At 41.1% G+C, this 23,274-nt stretch carries 15 protein-coding genes; 4 read left to right on the top strand and 11 right to left on the bottom strand.

What is annotated here, in order from left to right; all coding sequences use genetic code 11:
• Positions 1-88 precede the first annotated feature (88 nt).
• Together ACMUMJ_RS15215 and ACMUMJ_RS15210 are read right to left on the bottom strand one after the other, a co-directional pair.
• A complete protein-coding gene (locus tag ACMUMJ_RS15215) occupies positions 89-1,363 on the bottom strand; it encodes an MATE family efflux transporter (RefSeq protein WP_414679702.1) in 1,275 nt (424 codons plus the stop codon).
• A 157-nt stretch (positions 1,364-1,520) separates the two neighbouring features.
• Positions 1,521-2,729: a multidrug effflux MFS transporter gene (locus ACMUMJ_RS15210; RefSeq protein ID WP_414679701.1), complete on the bottom strand. Its 1,209-nt coding sequence runs from the start codon at positions 2,727-2,729 to the stop codon at positions 1,521-1,523.
• A gap of 181 nt (positions 2,730-2,910) precedes the next feature.
• Here ACMUMJ_RS15210 and ACMUMJ_RS15205 point away from each other — a divergent pair, with 181 nt between their 5' ends.
• Positions 2,911-4,797, top strand: coding sequence for a methyl-accepting chemotaxis protein (locus ACMUMJ_RS15205; RefSeq protein WP_414679700.1), 1,887 nt, complete (start codon positions 2,911-2,913; stop codon positions 4,795-4,797).
• 238 nt (positions 4,798-5,035) lie between these two features.
• The gene (locus ACMUMJ_RS15200) at positions 5,036-6,640 is read left to right on the top strand and encodes a cation:proton antiporter domain-containing protein (RefSeq protein WP_414679699.1); all 1,605 of its coding nucleotides are present in this window, start codon (positions 5,036-5,038) and stop codon (positions 6,638-6,640) included.
• A gap of 93 nt (positions 6,641-6,733) precedes the next feature.
• Here the strand turns inward: ACMUMJ_RS15200 and ACMUMJ_RS15195 are convergent, their stop codons facing one another.
• The 9 genes from ACMUMJ_RS15195 to ACMUMJ_RS15155 all read right to left on the bottom strand — a co-directional run bounded on the left by ACMUMJ_RS15195 (position 6,734) and on the right by ACMUMJ_RS15155 (position 19,789).
• Positions 6,734-6,865, bottom strand: a complete 132-nt coding sequence (locus tag ACMUMJ_RS15195) for a hypothetical protein (protein ID WP_414679698.1) — start codon at positions 6,863-6,865, stop codon at positions 6,734-6,736.
• Between the two features lie 241 nt (positions 6,866-7,106).
• Entirely contained in the window at positions 7,107-8,528 is a 1,422-nt protein-coding gene (locus ACMUMJ_RS15190) for a glutamate synthase small subunit GltD family protein (RefSeq protein ID WP_414679697.1), read from the bottom strand.
• 107 nt (positions 8,529-8,635) lie between these two features.
• A complete protein-coding gene (gene gltB / locus ACMUMJ_RS15185) occupies positions 8,636-13,087 on the bottom strand; it encodes a glutamate synthase large subunit (protein ID WP_414679696.1) in 4,452 nt (1,483 codons plus the stop codon).
• A 346-nt stretch (positions 13,088-13,433) separates the two neighbouring features.
• On the bottom strand, positions 13,434-15,002 hold the full coding sequence (locus ACMUMJ_RS15180; protein WP_414679695.1) for an SPOR domain-containing protein: 1,569 nt from the start codon (positions 15,000-15,002) through the stop codon (positions 13,434-13,436).
• An 82-nt stretch (positions 15,003-15,084) separates the two neighbouring features.
• Entirely contained in the window at positions 15,085-16,176 is a 1,092-nt protein-coding gene (gene aroB, locus ACMUMJ_RS15175; protein WP_414679694.1) for a 3-dehydroquinate synthase, read from the bottom strand.
• A gap of 4 nt (positions 16,177-16,180) precedes the next feature.
• Positions 16,181-16,723 (bottom strand): shikimate kinase AroK, encoded by a 543-nt coding sequence (gene aroK, locus ACMUMJ_RS15170; protein WP_414679693.1) that lies wholly within the window; start codon positions 16,721-16,723, stop codon positions 16,181-16,183.
• 42 nt (positions 16,724-16,765) lie between these two features.
• The gene (locus ACMUMJ_RS15165) at positions 16,766-17,983 is read right to left on the bottom strand and encodes a secretin GspD/PilQ domain-containing protein (RefSeq protein WP_414679692.1); all 1,218 of its coding nucleotides are present in this window, start codon (positions 17,981-17,983) and stop codon (positions 16,766-16,768) included.
• On the bottom strand, positions 17,980-18,777 hold the full coding sequence (locus tag ACMUMJ_RS15160) for a hypothetical protein (RefSeq protein WP_414679691.1): 798 nt from the start codon (positions 18,775-18,777) through the stop codon (positions 17,980-17,982). The genes ACMUMJ_RS15165 and ACMUMJ_RS15160 overlap by 4 nt, the downstream gene beginning before the upstream one ends.
• Positions 18,749-19,789 carry a hypothetical protein gene (locus ACMUMJ_RS15155; protein ID WP_414679690.1) on the bottom strand — a complete coding sequence of 347 codons (1,041 nt, stop codon included), beginning with the start codon at positions 19,787-19,789 and terminating at the stop codon, positions 18,749-18,751. Before ACMUMJ_RS15155 ends, ACMUMJ_RS15160 begins: the two co-directional genes overlap by 29 nt.
• Before the next feature lie 195 nt (positions 19,790-19,984).
• Between ACMUMJ_RS15155 and ACMUMJ_RS15150 the strand changes: the two genes are divergently transcribed.
• Both ACMUMJ_RS15150 and ACMUMJ_RS15145 read left to right on the top strand, forming a co-directional pair.
• Positions 19,985-22,459 (top strand): penicillin-binding protein 1A, encoded by a 2,475-nt coding sequence (locus ACMUMJ_RS15150; protein WP_414679689.1) that lies wholly within the window; start codon positions 19,985-19,987, stop codon positions 22,457-22,459.
• A gap of 444 nt (positions 22,460-22,903) precedes the next feature.
• A complete protein-coding gene (locus tag ACMUMJ_RS15145; protein WP_414679688.1) occupies positions 22,904-23,104 on the top strand; it encodes a hypothetical protein in 201 nt (66 codons plus the stop codon).
• Positions 23,105-23,274: the final 170 nt, after the last annotated feature.

Below are 23,274 nucleotides of genomic sequence, written 5' to 3'. Positions count from 1 at the left end.
TTCATACGAATTGCACAAAAAAAGCACTAAGTAATGGCTTACTTAGTGCCTTGCTATCAGAAAATAGAAAGTGGCTAAATTAGAGAGGTCATCTTAATTGACGCATTATTTTTTTATACATCATCCAAGCGGCAACCCCGGCAAATGTATTTCCAAAAAGCACACCAGCAAATATTCCCTCAATGCCACTTATTTGAGCACCTAGCCAAATACAAGGTAAAAAGAAAGCAAACAACCTTAATGCGGAAATGCTTAACGCAAAATAAGAATGTCCTAATGCATTCGCAACAGAAACCATCAACATGCATATTCCAAGCGAACCTAGGCTGATAGGCACCACTAATAAATACAATCGCAAAATGCTTTCAACATCTTGATCACTTGTCATCCATTGAGATAATAGGCTCGATCCAACAAATACAAGAATGGCTAAAACTATTTGGAGTAACATAACAAATTTACCAGCGATCATGACCACATCATGAATTTGATCGTAATCCTTAGCACCTAGCAATCGGCTCACCATTGGCGGTACAGACAAAGTAAGAGCAAGAACCACCACCATTAAAAATAACTCAAAACGAAAACCCAAAGCCCATGCCGCAACGGCAGCCGTACCAAATGAAGCAATGAGTTTGGTCGCCAATATGGAAGAAACAGGAGGAAGTAACTGGCTTATCATAGCGGGACCCATAATATTCGAGATGGATTTCAAACTGGCTGCAATGTCTAAATCATCCCACTTAAAGAGCACCCAATGATTTTGCCAAATTTTGACTATCAATATGAAGCTACCAATAACGAACGCGCAAGATGTGGCCATGGCTGCACCATTGATGCCCAACCCAAAAGTAAAAATGAAAAGAGGGTCTAAAATGAGGTTTACAACACTGGTTAATACCATCATAAGTCCGGGCAGCATGGTATTTCCATTAGCACGACAAATACTATTTAAGAAATACACAAAAGCGCCGAACCAAGCGCTGATTAACCAATGAGGCCAATAGCTATCAATAATAGAGAAAATAGCGGCGGGGGCACCTAGAAACGATAAGATCATGTGTTGAAATAGCCATATCAAGACACAAAAAACAGCGACGCCAACACCGCCCATTAATAAAACCAAACCGCCAAGTTGACGTGCATACTGATTATTATTAGCACCCAGTGCACGAGAGATAATCGATGTTGTCGCAATACCAAGACCGACCTGTAAGCCAATAACAATCATCTGCATTGGCAAAGTGAAACCTTGTGCCGCCAGAGGTAAAACCCCCAGTTGGCCAATAAAAGCACTGTCTACTAATTGAAAGCTGAGTAATGAGAAAATGCCGAACACCATAGGCAAGGTCATTTTCAACATGTTTCGTGCTAACAGGGAATTAAAAGAAAGTTTCGCCGAAAACATAATAGGGAATACATCAAAATTTAAAGTAGAACTATGTTACGTGAGTTAGGTTACTTTTAGTATTACACAACAAGAGCTTGCACCTTACTTGTCCATTTTTTTCTTTACTCGTTTAGACTTCACCAGAAGCACGAATGCGAGCTGCAATCTCAATCAAAATGAGTGCACTTATTGCACTAAGTAAAAACCCTGTTGCTAATGGAATTAAACTGTCATTGTAAAATCGACCAACAGTATAAGACATTAAAATAGCGATAAGACTGGATACACTTGCAATAATTGACGCACCTATTCCTGCAATTTTCCCTAAATGTTCCATTGCCATCGCATTAATGTTTCCAAATAAAAATCCTTTACAGAAGAACATTATCATCCCAAGTGCTAAGAAATAATAAAAAGGCGGCACACCGCCATAAAACAACGACATAATCAATAGACTCAAGCTAGCTCCAGTCATAACAAAAAGTGATACTCTTGTTAAACTATACATACCAAAGCGTATAACTAGTTTGCCATTTATTAACCCTGCGCTACCAATCCCTAAAGCAAAAAGAGCAAAGTAATAAGGAAAAGTATCTCCCGTTTGATACAAATCTTGAAATATTGATTGAGCAGTACTTAAATAAAGCATCATACCACCAAAGGTAATACCGGCTGTTACGGTATAACACATGACTATTTTATGCTTTAAAATCCACAAAGAAGTGATGCCAACGGTTTTAAATGAAAAGGGTATTCTTTTCGACGGATCTAATGTTTCTTCCTGACGAAATATTAACCACCCCCCAGCAAAAACAGCTTGCACAATAAAGGCCCAGAAAATTCCGCGCCAATCAGAAATAGACAATAAAAACTGCCCGAAAATAGGTGCCAACATAGGTACAAGAATAAATACCATCATAACAAATGACATAATTCTTGCCATTGCTGCGCCTTTATAAAGATCGCGAATCAAAGCTCTTGACGCTATTTTAGGGCCTGCAAGGCCAACACCTTGAATAACTCTTCCCATGAGTAAGCTGTCTAAATCCGTTGCCATTAAACATAAAGCACTGCCAATCAGGTAGATAATAATACCTAACATAATGGCTTTTATACGACCTATTGCGTCAGATAAAGGACCAAAAAATAACTCTCCTCCAGCCATTCCTAAAATTAGCGCAGAAATAATAAGTTGAGTATTTTGGTAATTAGAAAATTGTAATGTTTTCGAAATCGCTGGAAAAGCAGGCAATACAGCATCGATACTTAATGCAGTTAAAGAAGTCAATAAAGCAAACAGCGCAATAAACTCTTTTTCATTAATTATTTTTTGATACAAAAAATAACCCCCTTAAAAAACAGCGCTTTTATACAAAAAAAAACGATAAAGTAGAAACACGTGCATAAAAAAACGATATAATAAAAGACGGTATTGAACGTCCCTTTTTACTCAATTAAAATACGCTAAGAATAAACAGTACTTTTATTTAAATTATATTTACAGAAATGGTGTTTTTATTATGAGAGTATCTCACAGAGTCGCTTTGTGCGCCTCGCTTGTCGTTGTCGTTATGTTTTCTCTGTATTCGTGGATGCAATACAATAGTGTAAAAACTGCATTTTTTGAAAAAACATCAACAAGTACTCAAGAAACAAGTACGTCTCTTGCTTTACAAATTAACAACTGGCTCAACAGTAAATTAACCTCGTTTGATGCTATTGCTCAGACTATCGACGCAGACTTTAGCAGAGAAAACATCTTAAATACATTCAACACCCCCATTTATAATAAAGAATTTTTAGTGCTTTTCGGCGGTCTTGATACTGATGGAAAAGCGATAACCAACAGCACAACATGGACACCATCAGAGGGATGGGACGCTCGTAAGCGCCCTTGGTATCCAATAGCGCAAAAACATAATAGAGCCGTTTTCACTGACCCCTATGCCGACTATAACACAGGGGAAATCATTATTTCCGTTGTTGCTAATATTACAGATAAAGGGACGTTCAAAGGTGTCATCGCAGGCGACCTCAGCCTTAAAGAAATTTCAGAAGCGGTTAATACTTTAAACTTCAACGGCGCAGGTTATGCCTTTTTATTAGACAAAAATGGCACCATCGTTACTCACCCTAATGGTGATTTAAACAGCAAACCTATTACAGACCTTATTCAAGGCGGGAAACCGGCTTTTTCATCTAACTTAATAGAAAATAAGTTATTAGATGGTACAGAGGTTTTTACGTCTTATAACCCTTTGCCAAATCTATATGGTACCGACTGGTATATTGGTGTGGTTTTAGACAAATCCAAAGTATTAAAAGATGTGAGCGATTTTGGTTGGACCGCACTATTTAGCACACTTATCTCAGCTCTAGTTTGTTCAATCATTTTATATTTTTTGGCTGTTCGACTGTTACAACCACTGCAAGCTTTGCGTGAATCACTACAAAAAATTAACAGTGGCGATGGTGATTTAACCAAGCGTTTAGAGATTGTGAGTAATGATGAATTTGGCGAAGTGTCAGCCGACTTCAACACCTTTATTGATTACTTACAAAAATTGATCGTAGAAATTAAATCTCTTTCATCAGAAGTTCGTATTAATACGGATAAAACCGAATCTTCTTCTGCTCACTCTGCATCAGAGTTGCAAATACAACTGAGCGAATTGGATCAGTTAGCGACTGCCATGCATCAGATGTCAGCAACCGCTCATGATGTGGCTGATAGTGCACAAACAGCCGCAGATAGAGCAAATAAAGCCGATATCGCAGCGCAAGAAGGGGTTAACATTGTTAATCGTACTACCACATCTATTATTGAATTAACGGATCAAATGGGCGGTGTCGTTAGCACAATTAATGAGTTGGTTAATTACAGTAACAATATAGAATCCATCTTAACGGTTATTACTGATATTGCAGATCAAACTAACTTGCTAGCACTAAACGCAGCAATCGAGGCCGCACGAGCAGGTGAACAAGGCCGTGGTTTTGCAGTAGTAGCGGATGAAGTTCGAACATTAGCATCCAAAACTCAAGAATCGACTGAACAAATTCAAAAAATGATCAATCAGTTACAAGTCGGTGTACGTAATGCGGAAGAGGTTATTTTACAAAGCCGTGAAAACGCCAATGCCACTCAGTCCGTTGCGGATGAAGCCAGTGTTTCGCTGAACGCCATTAGAGAAAGCATTGTTGAAATCAATAACATGAATGTTCAGATAGCAACGGCCGCTGAAGAACAAAGCGCAACCTCAAATGAGATTAACCGCAACACCACAAACATTCGTGACATTAGCCAATCCGTTTCTGAAAGCGCGAAGAATCAAGAAGCCCTATGTAACACAATGGTTGACCTTACCAACCAGCAGTCGAATGCCTTGGACAAATTTAAAGTATAAAAATACGTTCTGATACACACAATTATTACGCACAAAAAGCCAAGTATTTATTACTTGGCTTTTTTGATTTTGAATTTCACGATTTCTAACACTTTTCTCTTTTTCTTTGATTTAGATGCCCCTTATTCGTTATAAAGATAGTTTATTATTAAGGAAGGTGAGAATAAGTCTACTGAGACAAGAGGACTTATTCGCACCTTCCTTAACGTACCACTCACTTTTTTGATAGAGAGCATTAATGGAGTTTATTTGGGTATTGTGTGCTTTTATTTGCGGCTTAAGCATGAGAATAATCAATATGCCGCCTTTGATTGGCTTCTTAATCGCAGGCTTTTTCCTTAATTATCTAGGAGTCGAGCCATCAGCGTCTTTGGGCACTCTCGCCAATGTTGGCATCACATTGATGCTATTTTGCATTGGATTGAAGCTGCATGTAAGAGATTTACTCAAACCTGAAGTTTGGGTGAGCGCGTTATCCCATAAAGTTCTCTGGAGCCTTGTAGTTGCATCATGCACGTTATTCTTAGTGGCATTAAACCTGCCTTACTTCAGCGATCTTGATTTTACGACGGCCCTTGTTATTGCTTTTGCCCTGAGCTTTAGTAGCACAGTCTGTGTGATGAAATTATTCGAGGACGCAGGGGAAATGAAAACCCGCCATGGTCAAATTGCACTTGGTGTACTGGTCATGCAAGATATTGTTGCCGTGGTGTTTTTGGTTTTCGCTACAGGTAAAATACCGACACTTTGGGCTATTTTACTATTTGGATTACTCTTTTTAAAACCTTTCTTAGCTAATTTACTCACACGGGTAGGTCACGGTGAAATGCTCCCGTTAGCGGGTTTATTCTTTGCATTTGGGGGTTATGAACTGTTTTACCTGGTCGGTGTCAAAGGGGATCTAGGAGCACTCATCATGGGAATTTTATTAGCCTCCCATTCAAAAGCATCCGAGCTAAATAAAGCGTTAATGAACTTTAAAGACATTTTTTTAATTGGATTTTTCTTATCAATAGGATTTACCGCATTACCAACACTAAACATGTTAGGTATATCCGTTATTTTAAGCGTATTTTTGATTTTCAAATTTTGTCTCTTCTTTCTTATTTTTACTCGCTTACGATTACGAGGAAGAACCGCATTTCTAACGGCATTATCCATGTCAAATTACAGTGAATTTGGCCTTATTGTCACGGCTCTTAGTGTAGACAACGGTTGGTTAAGTAAAGAATGGCTAGTCATTTTGGCCCTCTCAGTGTCCATTTCTTTTGTTGTTACCAGCTTACTCTATAAGAACGCCCATAAACTTTACTTACAGCACAAAACTAAAATCAAACACTACGAGTCAACAGACTGTTTAGACGAAGACAATTTGGCTCAACCAAAAGGCATAAGAATTCTAGTAATTGGCCTTGGTCGTGTTGGCCGAGGTGCATTTGAGGTACTACATCAAACATTAAACCAACAAGTCGCAGGCATGGACGCAGACAAAATACGCATTCAGAAAATGACCAATAATGGTGATAATGTCTTTTTTGGTGACGGTGAAGATGCTGACTTTTGGGAAAAAATGGATACAAGTAACATTGAGTTAGTGCTATTAGCGCTACCAACAATTGAAGACAGCAGCAGTGTTACATTACAGCTACGGAAATCAGGCTATACAGGAAAAATAGCAGCCATTGCTCGATATCAAGATGAGCGCAACGAGCTCCTTTCATCAGGTATCGACAATGTCTTTAACTTTTATACGGAAGCAGGAACGGGTTTTGCGGAAGAGAGCTTACAACTTATTGGCTTGTCTAACGCAGTCGATAAAAAGCCGTCATCAGTATACAGGTAAATAAAAGAGGCGTAGCAGCACGATAAAAAATAAAGCCGCGTTTCGCTAAAAAAGAAACGCGGCTTTTCAATAATAAACCTTTTTAGATAAGCATTAAGAAGACTCTAAATTCACTTGCACACCGTTCTGAATCTGTAACATGTTGTTTTGAATTTTAATAGACACACTGAATTGCTCTTCTGCCGCACTCGCTTCCTGAACAGTTCTATCCGAGACTTTATTCATTAGAGAATATAACAGTAAGTTATAGGAGGTAATATCACGTCTCTACTCTAGCAAGGTTTCAGATGACAATAAATTACACTACATTTTGTCGTTTTAAATTAATTAGCATCTCTATAGCGTAAATCTATAATATCTAAAAACAAAAAAACAGCGCCCTAAGCCGCTGTCTTAATTTGTTTTTCTACTTTTACATTTTTTCTAGGAAATAAGCGTAACCATAGTTACAAAGTAGCATTAAATTCTACACATCAAGGTAATCCATGATACCTTCCGCTGCCTTGCGACCTTCATCAATTGCAGTTACAACTAAGTCAGAGCCTCTGACCATATCACCACCAGCAAAGATTTTTTCATTGGTTGTTTGATACATAAACTTGCCATTTTTGGGAGCCACAACACGCCCATAAGCATCGACATTAATATTAAATTTTTCAAACCAAGGAGACGGACTTGCTTGGAAACCAAATGCAACCAAAATAGCGTCAGCAGGAATCATTTGCTCGCTTCCTTCAACGATTTCCGCTCTACGACGACCATTAGCATCAGGCTCGCCCATAACCGTTTCAACAACTTTAATGCCTTCAACTTTATCTTTGCCTACGATTTCTACTGGTTGCCGATTAAAAAGAAATTGCACGCCTTCTTCACGAGCATTTTTTACTTCACGACGAGAGCCGGGCATGTTTTCTTCATCTCGTCGATAAACACAAGAGACCGATTTCACACCTTGACGAATGGCAGTACGATTACAATCCATTGCAGTATCCCCACCACCCAGAACAATAACTTGTTTGCCTTTTAAGTTGATGTAATCGTCTTCGTCTTCTGCATAACCTTGGCAGTGATTGACGTTAGAAACAAGGTAATCCAGCGCTTCGTATACGCCAGGAAGCTCTTCACCCGGAAAACCACCTCTCATGGCTTTGTACGTTCCCATACCTAGGAAAACAGCATCGTATTCTTCCAAAAGGTGATCAAATGGCACATCATCACCAACCGATGTTCCAAGAACGAACTCCACACCCATTTCTTCAAACACTTCACGACGACGTGTCATCACGGATTTTTCAAGTTTAAACTCTGGAATGCCAAACGTTAATAAGCCGCCGATTTCAGGATTACGATCAAATACAACAGGCTTAACACCATTACGAACAAGAACGTCGGCACATGCAAGGCCTGCAGGCCCCGCACCCACAATCGCAACCGTTTTATCAACAGGCACAACTTTTGACATATCTGGCCGCCACCCTAAAGCAAACGCCGTATCAGTGATGTATTTCTCAACAGAACCAATGGTGACAGCGCCGAAGCCACCTTCACCCAGTGTACAAGCACCTTCACATAGGCGATCTTGTGGACATACGCGACCACAGACTTCAGGCAGGGAGTTCGTTTGATGGCTCAATTCCGCTGCTTCTAGAAGGTTGCCTTCACTCACCAGCTTTAACCAATTAGGAATGTAATTGTGAACGGGGCATTTCCATTCACAGTAAGGATTACCGCATTCTAGACAACGATGAGATTGGTCTTTTGCAACTTCTTCAGCAAAGGGTTTATAAATCTCAACAAACTGCCCTTTACGGGTAATAAGAGGTTTTTTCTTAGGGTCTTTACGATCGACCTCTACAAATTGAAATGCGTTATTCAAGCGCTCAGACATAAGCGGCTAACTCCTCTGAAGACATAAACTATAATGTCATCTTGCTAAACATAAAAATCGTGTATTACAGAGGCGATTATCAGCCCCTGTAAATAAATCAAAGTCTCTTATTCTGGACGCTGACGAGTATTGGCTAATAAGTTACTTAAGCTTGCTGCTTTCGGTTTCACAAGCCAAAACTTACCAATGTAATCGTAGAAGTTCTCTAGAAGCTCGCGCCCCCATTCACTGTTCGTTTCTTTAACATGTTCTTCAATAACACTGCGTAAATGAGAACGATAGTCTTCTGTCGTTTCTGTTCCTATGCGGTGTATTTCAACCAGTTCATGGTTATATCTGTCTACAAACGTTCGATCCATATCTAACACATACGCAAAGCCACCCGTCATACCCGCACCGAAATTATATCCCGTTGCACCGAGTATGGTGATTGAGCCACCTGTCATGTATTCACAACAATGGTCTCCAGCACCTTCAACAACCGCATGCGTTCCAGAGTTACGAACGGCGAAACGCTCTCCTGCTGTGCCCGCTACAAATAGCTTACCGCCTGTCGCACCGTATAAGCATGTATTACCAACAATGGCACTGTCTTGAGACTTAAATACGGACCCTTCTGGAGGGTAAATTACCAATTTCCCAGCCGTCATGCCTTTACCAACGTAATCATTGGCATCGCCTTCAAGGTACATATTCAAACCACCAGCATTCCACACACCAAAACTCTGACCTGCCGTACCTTTTACACGCAACGTAATGGGCGCATCATTCATTCCTTGATTGCCATATCGTTTAGCAATCTCACCCGACAGGCGGGCACCAATAGAACGATCACAATTTGTCACAGTAAATTCAAATTCACCGCCTTCTTTTTCTTCTACAGCATTTTTCACTGCATCCCACATTTTTAGAGCCATCAGCCCCTTATCATGTGGCGGATTAAAAGGCACTTCACAAAACTGAGGTTTATCCGCAGGAATCGCATCGTTATTTAGAATAGGGGAAAGGTCTAAGCCAGCTTGCTTATCCGTTTCCCCAGGTAATAGTGTTAATAAGTCCACACGCCCAATTAGCTCACCGAGGCTAGATACACCCAGTTTCGCCAACCATTCACGAGTGTCTTGAGCCATAAACATGAAGAAATTCTTAATCATAGCTACGGTGCCAAGGAAAAAGTCATCACGCAAATGTTGATCTTGTGTCGCAACACCCGTCGCACAGTTATTTAAATGACAAATACGTAGGAACTTACAGCCCATAGCAATCATTGGTGTTGTACCAAAACCAAAGCTTTCTGCACCTAAGATAGCGGCTTTCACAACATCAAGACCAGTTTTCAATCCACCGTCTGTTTGTAAGCGAATTTTTCCACGTAGGTCATTGGCACGCAATGCCTGTTGTGCCTCAGCAAGACCCAATTCCCATGGGGAACCAGCATGACGAATAGAGGTAATTGGAGACGCTGCGGTACCACCGTCATAACCAGAAATGGTAATTAAATCAGCGTATGCTTTAGCAACACCCGCGGCAATGGTGCCAACACCTGGCTCTGATACTAATTTAACCGACACTAACGCGTCAGGGTTGACTTGTTTTAAATCAAAAATCAACTGGGCTAAATCTTCGATAGAATAAATATCATGATGCGGTGGAGGCGAAATCAATGTCACACCCGGCACAGAATAACGTAACCTTGCGATTAAACTGTTTACCTTACCACCCGGTAGTTGCCCACCTTCCCCCGGTTTGGCACCTTGAGCGACTTTAATTTGCAATACTTCTGCATTCACTAAGTACTCAGGGGTTACACCAAATCGACCCGACGCAATTTGTTTGATTTTAGAGCGCTTCTCTGTTCCGTGACGAGCAGGATCTTCACCACCTTCCCCAGAGTTAGAACGACAGCCTAATTCATTCATTGCTTGCGCTAAGGCTTCATGTGCTTCTGGAGACAAGGCCCCCAAAGACATGCCCGCCGAGTCAAAACGAGACAAAATAGAAGAGACTGGCTCTACCTCATCCAACGCAATTGGCGTTGCCTTGTCAGAGATACCAAATAGATCTCGGAGCATTGACGCAGGACGTGTATTAACAAGATCTGTGTACACAGCAAAGTCTTCAAATTTACCACTAGAAACTGACTTTTGAAGATTACGCACCACATCAGGGTTAAACGCATGGTATTCCGCATCATGCACATATTTTAAATACCCACCTTGTTGGATAGGCTTACGCAGTTTCCATGCGTAATTTGCCACCTTCTCTTGCTCTTTTTGGAAGTCTTCAAAGCATGCACCTTTAATACGACTCGCCACACCTTTAAAGCAAAGATCAATAACAGATTCAGACAATCCAATGGCTTCAAAAAGCTGTGCACCGCGATAAGAAGCAACGGTTGAAATTCCCATTTTAGAGAGAATTTTCATAAGCCCTTTGTTAATGCCTTTACGGTATTTACTGTGGCATACAATCGGATCACCCAGTACTTCCCCTTTTTCGATCATGTCATTGATTAATCGATAGCTTAAATAAGGGTAAACAGCGGTTGCACCAAAGCCAAGTAAGACGGCAAACTGATGAGGATCACGAGCGAAACCCGTATCAACGACGATATTAGAATCGCAACGCAAACCAATTGTCGATAAATGGTAATGCACAGCACCGGTTGCCATCGGTGCTGGAATCGGCAAAAACCCTTTTTCAATATCGCGATCCGTTAACACGACAATAACCGCACCATTACGAACAACTTCTTCGGCACTTATTTGCAGGTTTTTAATCGCTTGCTCTAAATCCACTTCCTCTGGATTATAGTTGGTATTTAAACGAACCAAACGGAAACGATAGTCATCAAGGGCAAGTAGGCGGCTATATTTACGAGGAGATAAAATCGGCGACGATAAGATAATTCGGTTCGCATGTTTTGGAGTCTCCTCAAATAAGTTTCTTTCCACTCCAATACAGGTTTCAAGAGACATCACAACAGATTCGCGTAACGGATCAATTGGAGGGTTGGTCACCTGAGCAAATTTTTGACGGAAATAATCGGAAACCGGGCGAGTTTGGCTAGACATAACAGCCATCGGTGTATCGTCCCCCATAGAACCAACCGCTTCATGGCCACTTTCAACAAGAGGGCGGAAAATCTGTTCTCTCTCTTCAAAGCTAACTTGGAACATTTTTTGATACGTTAGCATTTCCTCTGACGTGAATTGTTCAAACTCTTGTTTGGATTCAACTAATAGAGATTCAATTCGAATCCCTTCTTGCTTCAACCATTTCTTATATGGATGCGCAACTTTTAAGCGATTGTCGATATCTTGAGTATGCATAATCTTGCCGCTCTGAGTATCTACAACCAGCATTTGTCCAGGGCCAACACGCCCTTTTGCAACCACATCTGAAGGTTTATAGCCATAAGTGCCTATTTCGGAGGCAACCGTCAGATAACCATTCTTTGTCATAACCCAACGAGCAGGACGCAAGCCATTACGATCTAACATACAAACGGCATGACGACCGTCCGATAACACAAGACCAGCAGGCCCATCCCATGGTTCCATATGCATAGAGTTGTATTCATAGAACGCACGTAACTCAGGGTCCATATTTTCAACATTCTGCCACGCTGGCGGAATCATCAAACGTGCTGCACGGAATATATCCATGCCTCCCATAACCATCACTTCCAACATATTGTCCATTGACGAAGAGTCTGAACCCGTTAAGTTCACTAATGGTTGTAAATTTTGCACTTCAGGAATCAAAGGAGAAAGTAGCTTATTTGCCCTTGCTAATGTCCAATTACGGTTACCTTCGATAGTGTTAATTTCACCATTATGAGCCAACATCCTAAAAGGCTGAGCTAATGGCCACTTAGGCAAGGTATTGGTAGAGAAACGTTGATGGAACACACAAATAGCGGTTTGCAGCTTTTCATTACCCAAATCTTTATAGAAAGAAGGCAGATCCACTGGCATCATCAAACCTTTGTAAGACAAGACTTTGTCAGACAAAGAACACACATAAAAGTTTTCGTATTGAGCAAGTGCTATTTCAGACTGGCGACGAGCAACAAATAAACGCGTTGCAAATGTTCTCGCATCCATTCGGTTACTGTCGATAAAAACTTGTTCGATACGTGGTAAACATTCTTCAGCAATTCGACCTAAACACGCAGAATCGGTTGGAACTTCACGCCAACCGACAACATTAACTCCCTGCTCTGCCAGCTTTTTAGTGACAACATCTCTTTGCTCTGATGCAAGCGCTTCATCTTGATCAAAGAACACCATACCTACACCATAAAGATCCGAGAAAGTATGGCCAAACAAATTGATCGCTTCGTTTCGTAAAAAGCCATCTGGTTTCTGGATTAAGAGACCACAACCATCACCTGTTTTACCATCTGCCGCGATACCGCCGCGATGGGTCATGCTAGTAAGTGATTCGATTGCCGTTTTTAATAGGTGATGACTGGCTGTGCCTTCCATATGGGCAATTAAACCAAACCCACAGTTGTCTTTAAACTCACCAGGACGATAAAGGCCTGTACTCATACAGCAACTCCTACAATATAACTAAGAAGAACAAAAAAACGAAAATTTAATCAGTCGCTTTATTACTAATAAAAAACAAATACATACATTGACCGATTTTTCGATACTAAATTGCCTGCAATCTTACCTTGATAATTTTTAAGGCTCAAATTAGGGAGATCATACGTTTGGTTATTTCAGACTGATTGAGCGAATTTTTAACCACTCAAAAAACCTAATAGGAGGATTATCTATGGTAGGATTTTTTCTCAGCAGGAAATTCCACTGAGGAATCTGCTTTTTATAATAAATACGGTTTTTTTCACTTTTTATAAAAATAAGGCAAACAATCATGAAATACTGTCGTTTACTGCGCTTTTCTGATGTCTTGCTGTATACCTCGAACGCTTCGCGCCCATGGATTCAGAGATTGTAGCTCTTGTGGAAGCGTTTCTACGGCGGCAATGGCTTCACTTCGATTGCGGTAGTTACCGTACACAACAACGAACCAATCTCTATTTTTATGCACGGCTTGAAAGTAGCTAAAACCATCCAAACTGCCTTGATCACGTATAAACTCTTTCACAGTCTCTAAGTTATATGTACCTAAAAGCTGCAAAGTATAACGATTAGGACTTTGCGTCAGCCACCACGATGTTTTCTCAAAGCGATCACTTGGTGCAGCCTTCACCTCAGACACAGTGCTAGTAGATAAAGTCGGAGAAGCCGTTTGTTGTATAATCGGTGTACTTGTTACGATTGTAGGGGACAAAGGAATAGGCGCAATTGGTGCAGCTGAAGACAGTTTAATCGGTGCCGCAGCAATACCATCTTTAGATGAATTAGTTTGACTGTTTGCTGCTGGAGATTCTATCGTCAAGGCATCATTGGGAATGGGCGGTAAAGAAAATTGATTACCTTCAGTGCCTAAACGTTTTTGCATTTCTTCTATACGAGCAATCGTTGGTGACGGTGCTTGAGACGAACCTCCATTCCCAAGAGGGATCGCAGTACTAATGGAAGGAGTATCTGTACTGCTGTCTGAATCACTGAAAATCACTGCAACTAATATACCCAACATAACAATAGATAAGAGCGCCATGTGAACGGCAGGAAAACCCTGAGCAAAATTCAATTTAAATTTAGAGCTACTAGAGGCACTTTCAACCCCAACACCCATTTGCCCTTGAGCACTAGCATTAATGCGTCCGGGGAAACCTTTTGATTCTTTAAAAATGGTGCGGATCTGCTTTTCACTAAAAGGTAGGTTGATTTCACCACTGATACTGCGTATTCGATGTAATAAATACGCCTTCGTTTCTTCCAGTGTAAAAGGCTGTAAGACCTGTTGATGACTTAACTGTTCAAACCGATTTTTTTGGAATGCATCTAAGTTTCTTTGAAGAGGGTATTCACTAAACACCAACACATGTGGAATAGTTTGATGTTCGCTCGACACAGACATCATATCCAAAAGCATAATAACCGCATCGGTATTAAGCTCTTGAGCGTTGTCGATAATCACTAAAGCCACTTGACCGGACTGCTCTTGCTCTGCTGAAAAGTCAAGCAAGGGGCCAAAAGTCGAATCTGGGCTGAGATGCGCTATTTCATCCCCAAAGCCAGAGTAAATCGCATTCAGCAGCTGCCCTGCCGTCATCAACATAGAGCCATGCACATGGCTAATAACCGCGCCATCAGATTGATGTGTAGAGAACTCCTTCATAAAGGAGGTTTTACCGCTACCTTGCTCCCCTTCGACAACCAACAGCATTGAACTGTAACGGCTTAAATGCTCAAGCATTGCTAACTGTTGATTGCGTACTTCCGTCGTAAAGTATGGTGCATTACTGGAGCCGAACGGATCCCTCAGCATGCCAGTTGGTTGCTGATCCAGTGCACTTTCCAAGTCAAATTGAAAGCTTGGTTCGGCCATGACCTGTTTTCCGTCTCCCTCTAAGTAATACGGCGTACCGCATACTTATACTATTATCGTCTGCTGAATTATCTATTACTGCCTACTTAGCCGCTTCTAATGCATCTAGCACGGTTTCATTAAAAATATCTAATGGAAAATCAGATGTCACCATTGCGTCACCTAATTCATTCAACAACACCAAGCGTAAACTGCCATCAAGCACTTTTTTATCCACCGACATACGAGCAACAAAAGAGTCTAATGTCATTTCTATCGGTGGTAAGGTAGGCAAGTTAGCGGCTTTAAAAAGAGCAGCACTTCGCTCTAAATCACTGCTCTCTAAATTGCCCATTCTCCAAGATAAGTCTAGTGCTAACATAGAGCCAGCAGCAACTGCCTCGCCATGCAGCCACACGCCGTATCCCATTTCTGTTTCAATCGCATGACCGAAGGTATGACCTAAATTAAGAATAGCTCGAATCCCTCCTTCGCGCTCATCTTGAGAGACAACTTGGCTTTTAGCCGCACAAGATAGGTATATCGCCTCAGTAATTAAAGACGAGTCCAAGTTCATAAGTGCCGTCATGTTCACTTCTAACCACTCAAACATAGAACGATCACAAATCAAACCATATTTAATCACTTCCGCCATACCAGCGGATAATTCACGCGCAGGTAAAGTTGATAATGTTTCCGTATCAATGATAACCGCTTGAGGCTGATAAAACGCTCCGATCATGTTTTTACCAAGCGGATGATTTACGCCTGTTTTCCCACCGACAGAAGAGTCCACTTGAGATAGCAATGTCGTCGGTACCTGTATAAACGGCACACCTCGTTGATAGGTTGCAGCCGCAAACCCTGCCATATCACCCACCACGCCACCACCTAAAGCAATGATCGTTGTGGTTCGATTATGTTGTGCTTCCAACAAGCGCGTCATAATCATTTGATAAGTATCCAGTGTCTTAAAGGATTCACCATCAGGTAAGATACAAGTTTCTACATGATAATCATTCTTTAACATATCAACGAAGGCTTCAAGATAAAGATGGGCAACGGTGTCATTAGTAACAACCATCACCTGCTTACCTTGTATCGCATCATTAAACAAAGATTGTTTGTTGCGAATACCAGCCCCTATGTAAATAGGGTAACTACGATCACCAAGATCAACGTTTAATGTACGCATTGTATTAGGCTTCCTCCGATTTTAAATGCTGATCGATAGCATCCCACACTTTTTTAGCTACTGATTTTGGGTGACGAGTATCTGTTTCGACAATAATATGAGCAACTTCTTTATACAAGGGGTTGCGCACTGCAAACAGTTTGCTCAACGTCACTTTTGGATTACCAGTTTGCAATAAAGGTCGATGATTGCTTTTTGATGTTCTCACCCACTGTTGGTTTACGGTTGCATACAAATACACGACCAAACCACCATTGTGTAAAATGGTACGGTTTTCTTCACGCATGACAGCACCACCACCTGTCGCTAACACGATGGGATTATCCATCTCGTGCGTTAGCTCATAAAGCGCCTGCGTCTCACGGCGACGAAATCCGTCCTCACCTTCTTTTTCAAAAATCCATGGGATGTCAGCCCCAGCGTTTTCTTCAATCACTCGGTCTGAGTCGTAAAACTCATTACCTAAAGATTGCGACAGTAATCGACCTATAGTCGTCTTTCCAGCACCCATTGGGCCCACTAGAATAATATTGGGGGCAATAATCATGGTCTTTTTTTATATTGGTATTTAGCGGATTTAAGCTTACGCCTAGTTATTTGTCATTTGTAGCAGTTTTGGTGTTATAAATACAAGCAATTCAACTTTTTCTTGTCGCTCAATGCGTCTTTTAAAGAGAGCACCTATAAAAGGAAGGTCACCTAAAAAAGGGACTTTACTCTCACTCACCAAGTTTTCATCTCTAAATATGCCACCTAGAACCAAGGTTTCTTGGTCTATTACAACGACCTGAGTTCTAATGCGATTGGTCTCCAAGCTGGGAATACCATTAATTAAATCACCAACGGCATCTTGATGAATCGTTAAATCTAGCTGTATCTTATCACCATCTTTAACAAAGGGGGTGACTTCTAGCATTAAACCCGCTTGTTTAAACTCAATTTTTACCTCTTCGTCTTCACGAGTCTGATAAGGCACCTCGGTTCCTGACTCTATTCTTGCCGCCTGCCCCTCCGCCGTAACGATTTTTGGTTCTGAAATAATATTCGCTCGCCCTTCACTCTCTAAAAGATCCAATGTAAGCGCTAATATTTTTTCCCCCTTAGCCAGTGCAAAAGTAAACGCACCCGATGAATCCAACGCCCCCAAATCAATTGCCCCTCCAAAGCCAGACTCAATCATGGTATTCGCTGTTTGAGCCTCCCAATTCACACCAAACTGAGATTGCGCATTGCCTCGAACTTGCGCAATACGGGCACTGATTTCAATTTGTCTTAGCGGGCTATCCAACCAGCTAACAACATTCGCAAAAACATCGTTTTTTTGACAATTTAATACAATAAGGGAGTTTGTCCGGCTGTCTATACTGATACTGGATTGAGGGAACAAGGTTTTCAAATGGCCGCCAACATCTTCTGCTTTTGCGTGCTCTAGTGACCAAAATTGAGTATGACAACGCTGCCTATCTTCCCCATTGCCTTCATCGCCAACCTTCTGAGTTACCTTATGGGTTGATGAACTTGTGGACAAGAGCGCCGTTTCACCCGACCACGTCAGTGTGAGGTTATGCAGCTCTGATACCGTTTGTAAAAACTCCCGCCAATTGGTGTCATGTAAATTCAAACTGAGACGACCAGTAATATCAGGACTCATCACAAGACTCTCCCCCGTTTCATAGGCCAACCAAGGAAGAAATTCACTCAGTTCTTTATCTTTAATTTGCACGTCAAAAGCAATCAAAGGACGGCTCAATAATACAAACCAAAACACGACAAAGCACTTTATTGCGCTTACTCTCATTATATTCATTGCTTCATCCCTTCCTTTGGTGAGTGTAATGAGTTTAGAAAGACAACATCTTCACTGCCATCTAGATAACGTAACCCAATTTTTGTCGCATCAATAAAAGCAACACTTGCCAATATATCAGGTAACCAATCCCCCTTAGTCACGGAGAAAGTTTGCTTATCAATCATTAACAAGCTGCTAAACCCTTGATTAAACGCTACCGTCCCGACAAGTTGGATTTTGCTTTTAAGCGTCATTGAGGAAAACGATGAAAAAGGGAATAGATTGTAAGCAAGGCGATTAGAGTCCGTGGAAATAGGCAAAAGGTTTAATTGTCCATCCCAATCTCCAGAATGCAATTTCACCCACTGCATACTAACGGTCCGAAATGGTGCAAATTCATCTAATTGCAAAAGAGTTGTTTGCCATTGTTCATGACTAGCTTTCCCCTCTATTACTAAACAAAGCTCGAGCGTTTTAATGGTCTGGCTTATCCCCTTTAGAGACTTTGTCTCACAAGGTGTTTGTTGCCATACCCACGACAGCCAAGATAAAGAGTCCAAATATTCAGGAAAATACTTGCCTTCCTGTAAACGCTCCTGACGTTGCAGTGATTTTTTCGCGTTTTTTTGGCCATCAATAAGCTTAGCTTCTTCTTGCCAAACACCGTAAAGCATCATTCCCCATAAACTAAGTTGCAATGAACAAAATAAAAACACATTGGCATAACTCAATGGCGCTCTATTTAATATTGAATTAAACAACACACGCTCTATTTTTTTCAGACTAACGAAGTTTGACCAAAACTTTTGCATGCATCACCTCCTGTACTATTTCGTTTTTATTTTGATTTCGAGATCCGTCCAAAGCCTTCCTATTAACACCAGGTAACGTCAGAAGTGACCATTCAAACAATGTCCATTGCTGCCGTTGCTCTTGTAAAAACGCCTCTAACTCATGTTTTGAAGCATGCAAATCCAGCATTAATGTATTTTTCTCAAAGAAAAGAGAATTTATTCTAATTTGAGGAGGAACGTTCGGCAGAGAAAGTAGCAAAGGTTGAAACTGCAAGGTGATTTTTGAAGGCGGACTAAGAGGCCGATACAGTGATTTCAGGTATTGTATTGATCCCATCAATTGCACTTGGCGCTCGTTCAACCAGTACAGAGTCGATAATCCTATACAACCAATCAACAGGCTAAAAAGAGCAAGTTGCCTCACCAGCATTTTTTGCTTTTTCAACCACCATTTCAAAGGTTGATAGGGTTCTAAAACTGGCAAGATTCGTATGTCTTGGAGATCGTATTTTGAATGCATTGAATAAGGCGATATACCAACGATTTCAACATTCATTATGTCACTCAATCGATTCAACCAATCGAGTGGGCACCCATAAATATGAAACAAATCTAACTGTGTGTCAGCACATTGATAACCATAACAGAGACGTTCAGGAGACAAACGTATCGTTTCAGAAATAATCGATAAACTGGACAAAGACAATAAGTAATCACTGCCGATGTGGGGTAAAGGTTTTTCGACAAAAGAGAACCAATGATCAGGTAGAAGTATTTGCCACTTTTTAACGTTGCCACCCTTGTCTAGATAACGCGCTGGCCATTCGTTTTTCAAAGAAGCAATGCTGTGAGTAAAGGCATCTTCTTCAACTTCCAATGGATCAAATGTCTCTTGATCAATACACTCAACATCAGTTTGAGTGTCTAGAGGCGTGGCTATAAATACATTACGGCCTAGCATGTTAGGTGTATACAAACAAAAATTCGACTCGGATATTACCAAGAGTCCATGAGGAAACGAAAGTTTCATAGTTCATCCTTGAGCTACTAAAAAATTCTAACTGTGTTTTAATTTCTAATGTCTATGAATCAATAAAAAGCCAACGGCTCCTTCAATCCCACTTTTACAAAAAGATAACATGATTTGATGAAAAGTTAAGCACATTAATAACTAAGAATTCGCTATAATGCTTTTTTCCTTTTTCACCAAGATAGTCGAATTGATATGTTAAAGACCTTTAAAGTGCTTTTTATTCTTGGCCTGCTCGGCGTGTTATCTGCCGTAGGCATTACATACGGCATTTACCAAAGCGTTAAAGACAACATTCCAACCGTTGAACAACTGCGCGAAACAGAATTACAAGTCCCGCTAAGAATTTATACATCAGACAAATTGCTTATCGGTGAATTTGGAGAAAAACGCCGCACTCCTATTTCATACGATGAAATTCCTCATTTATTAGAAGAGGCCGTACTGTCTGCGGAAGACACCAACTTTTACAAGCACCCAGGCGTGGATATTTTTGGTTTAGGTCGAGCCGTATTCCAATTAATTACCACAGGTGAAAAGCAAGGCGGTGGCAGTACCATCACCATGCAAGTAGCTCGTAATTATTTTCTCTCATTCGAACAAACGTTTACCCGGAAATTCACTGAAATATTCATTGCCTTAAAAATGGAGCAAGAGCTCAGTAAACAAGAAATACTAGAACTGTATATGAACAAAATTTACTTAGGTAAACGGGCTTATGGTTTCCAAGCTGCCGCACAAGTTTACTATGGAAAACAGTTAGACGAGCTAAACCTTGCACAGCTTGCAATGATAGCAGGCTTACCAAAAGCACCTTCTCGCTATAACCCTATTGCAAACCCTTCTAGAGCGCTTATCCGTAGGAACTGGATTTTGCAACGTATGTTAGCCCTTGGGAAAATTGATAAAGACAGCTATCAAGAAGCCGTTGAGTCCTCAATCACCGCATTAAACCATGGAGTCACCCCCGTCGTTGAAGCAAATTATGTTGCTGAAATGGTGAGATCTGAGCTCTATGAAACGTTTGGCAATGATCTATACGAAGCAGGTTTATCTGTCTACACAACGATCTCATCAGAAAAACAGGTAGCCGCCAATAAGGCCATTGAAAACGGGCTCGCAGCCTACGATGAACGCCATGGTTACCGTGGTTCAGTTGACACAAAAACAGAATTAATTGACGCCACACAGGAAGAACAAATTTCCGCCCTATCGGATTACCCTTCTGTCGGGCAATGGATCCCAGCCTTAACGTTAAAACTAGAAGACCAATCTGCATTGATACGCTTACCTTCAGGTGAACGACACACACTTACATGGGAAGCATTAAGTTGGGCTAGGCCTTATATCGATCACAGCAAAAGGGGAAATAAACCTAAAAAGGCCAATGAAATCATAGTAGAAGGTGACATTATCTACGTAAAACCCGATCCCAAGTTAACATGGAAACTCTCTCAAATACCAAAAGTACAAAGTGCTCTAGTATCTTTAGACAGTAAGAACGGCGCTATTCATGCATTAGTTGGTGGATTAAACTTCTTTCAGAATAAGTTCAATCGAGTTACTCAATCGAAACGCCAACCGGGTTCAAGCTTTAAACCTTTTATCTATACCAGCGCACTTTCTCAAGGATACAGTGCCGCCAGCATTATCAACGATGCACCTGTTGTTTTTAATGACCCAAACTTAGCAACCGCATGGAGACCAACTAACGATGGTGGAAAATTCTATGGCCCAACTCGATTACGTCAAGCACTCTATCGCTCTCAAAATATTGTCTCTGTAAGGATATTAAACGAAATGGGGGTGCGCCCCACATTAGAATTTCTCAAACGTTTTGGTTTCTCTCCTGAAGAGCTTCCCAACAATCTTTCTTTATCTCTTGGAAGTGCCAACATTTCACCTTTACAAATTGCTAAAGGCTATGCGGTACTTTCCAATGGCGGCCATCAAGTCGAGCCCTACTTAATTGATCGAGTTGAAGGCAAGGAAGGCGAAGAATTATATCAAGCCGCGCCCATCACGGTTTGCAACACCTGCTCTTTAATAGAACAAAACATAGACGACATTTTAACCAGCACACAAACAACCGAAAACAGTAGACAAATAGGATTATTCGACACCCCTAATGGCCCTCAAGAGCGACAAATCGCACCATTAGTATTAAGCCCTGACGTAAATTACATTATTTACGACATGATGCGCGATGTCATACGATACGGTACTGGCCGCCGAGCCAAAGTATTAAAGAGAGACGACATTGCTGGCAAAACAGGTACCACCAACGATGGCCGCGATGCGTGGTTTTCAGGTTTTAATGGCGACATAGTCACCACCGTGTGGAGTGGGTTTGACAACTCAAGTGAGTTAGGTCACGGTGAATGGGGTGGCTCTGTTTCGTTGCCTACTTGGATCGACTACATGCGAGTCGCTCTCGCCGATACTGCGCCCTCCTATATTGAAAAACCTTCCAGTTTAATTACCGTTCGTATTGATCCAGACACAGGCGAACGCGCTTTACCGGGTCAAAAGAATGCCATTTTTGAAGTGTTTCGCAGAGCAAACTTACCTCCAGTACGTCTTGCCACATCACCTGTTAACACAAACACGGAAGAGTCCAGTCACAACGCTAATAACAGTCAGGATACGGCTCTAGAAGAATTATTCTAAGATATCACTCGCATGGAGATTGGGATTGCCTAAGCGTCTACCAGAAGCTTTAAAAAGCGCTTCTTTTTCGTTAAATTCAGTTTGTTTCGATGATAATGTCACCGCGTAAAAACACCCTTGTAGTAGACACATTTATTGGGGGGTGTGATTTTCATAAAGTGGCGATGTTTAAACAAATTCACAGAAGGCACCTTGTAAAATCAGAAACTTTATATTGAGCGGTCCTTATTTGCAACGGAGCGAAGCGTCATGGTCAGTTAACTAAAAATGAAGTGTTCACTATATTTACCTTTGATATAGCAGCTTTAGAAATAGATGGTACTAAACAACCTTAACGATTGGAAAAACTGATGTCTACAATAGGAGAAGAACAAAAGTTTCCATTGTGGCTTGTAGCATGATTCAATATTCGGTAGAAGAAGCTGCCATGTAAACAGAAATATATTGCAAAAAAATCCTAGGTGGGTTCGTATTTATGATGTAGATAGTGATGAATTAGATGTTAAATTCCATGAGCTACCACAACGAGCACAATCTCTTTGGGATAAGCACAATCCACTAGACACGGAAGGAAGTTGGTTAGAGTTTGGAAATACAGCAAACTGCTATGGACCCACTTTATGGGACGGTACTGAACTGTCTTGAAATTCAATTGACGTTCAATCTCCGAACCAAAAAAAAACCTGACAGGGTAACCTATCAGGGCTTTCTAATTGAAACTTGACGACGACCTCGTTCCTTTCATAAAGAGCCACATGGCGAATGCCACACTACCATCGGCGATGACCATTTTGTCAGTGGCTGAATCAATATTT

The organism is Marinomonas phycocola (assembly GCF_047525455.1).
GTDB lineage: Bacteria > Pseudomonadota > Gammaproteobacteria > Pseudomonadales > Marinomonadaceae > Marinomonas.
Note: the sequence above shows the minus strand (reverse complement) of the source record. Positions and strands in the feature narration are given on the sequence as shown.

Excerpts from the sequence above, each read along its gene's own strand:
- ACMUMJ_RS15165 (WP_414679692.1), bottom strand. The coding sequence starts at position 17,983 with ATGAATATAATGAGAGTAAGCGCAATAAAGTGCTTTGTCGTGTTTTGG.
- ACMUMJ_RS15215 (WP_414679702.1), bottom strand. The coding sequence starts at position 1,363 with ATGTTGAAAATGACCTTGCCTATGGTGTTCGGCATTTTCTCATTACTC.
- ACMUMJ_RS15205 (WP_414679700.1), top strand. The coding sequence starts at position 2,911 with ATGAGAGTATCTCACAGAGTCGCTTTGTGCGCCTCGCTTGTCGTTGTC.
- ACMUMJ_RS15180 (WP_414679695.1), bottom strand. The coding sequence starts at position 15,002 with ATGGCCGAACCAAGCTTTCAATTTGACTTGGAAAGTGCACTGGATCAG.
- ACMUMJ_RS15155 (WP_414679690.1), bottom strand. The coding sequence starts at position 19,789 with ATGAAACTTTCGTTTCCTCATGGACTCTTGGTAATATCCGAGTCGAAT.
- ACMUMJ_RS15160 (WP_414679691.1), bottom strand. The coding sequence starts at position 18,777 with ATGCAAAAGTTTTGGTCAAACTTCGTTAGTCTGAAAAAAATAGAGCGT.
- ACMUMJ_RS15150 (WP_414679689.1), top strand. The coding sequence starts at position 19,985 with ATGTTAAAGACCTTTAAAGTGCTTTTTATTCTTGGCCTGCTCGGCGTG.
- ACMUMJ_RS15200 (WP_414679699.1), top strand. The coding sequence starts at position 5,036 with ATGGAGTTTATTTGGGTATTGTGTGCTTTTATTTGCGGCTTAAGCATG.
- ACMUMJ_RS15190 (WP_414679697.1), bottom strand. The coding sequence starts at position 8,528 with ATGTCTGAGCGCTTGAATAACGCATTTCAATTTGTAGAGGTCGATCGT.
- aroB (WP_414679694.1), bottom strand. The coding sequence starts at position 16,176 with ATGCGTACATTAAACGTTGATCTTGGTGATCGTAGTTACCCTATTTAC.
- aroK (WP_414679693.1), bottom strand. The coding sequence starts at position 16,723 with ATGATTATTGCCCCCAATATTATTCTAGTGGGCCCAATGGGTGCTGGA.
- gltB (WP_414679696.1), bottom strand. The coding sequence starts at position 13,087 with ATGAGTACAGGCCTTTATCGTCCTGGTGAGTTTAAAGACAACTGTGGG.
- ACMUMJ_RS15195 (WP_414679698.1), bottom strand. The coding sequence starts at position 6,865 with ATGAATAAAGTCTCGGATAGAACTGTTCAGGAAGCGAGTGCGGCAGAA.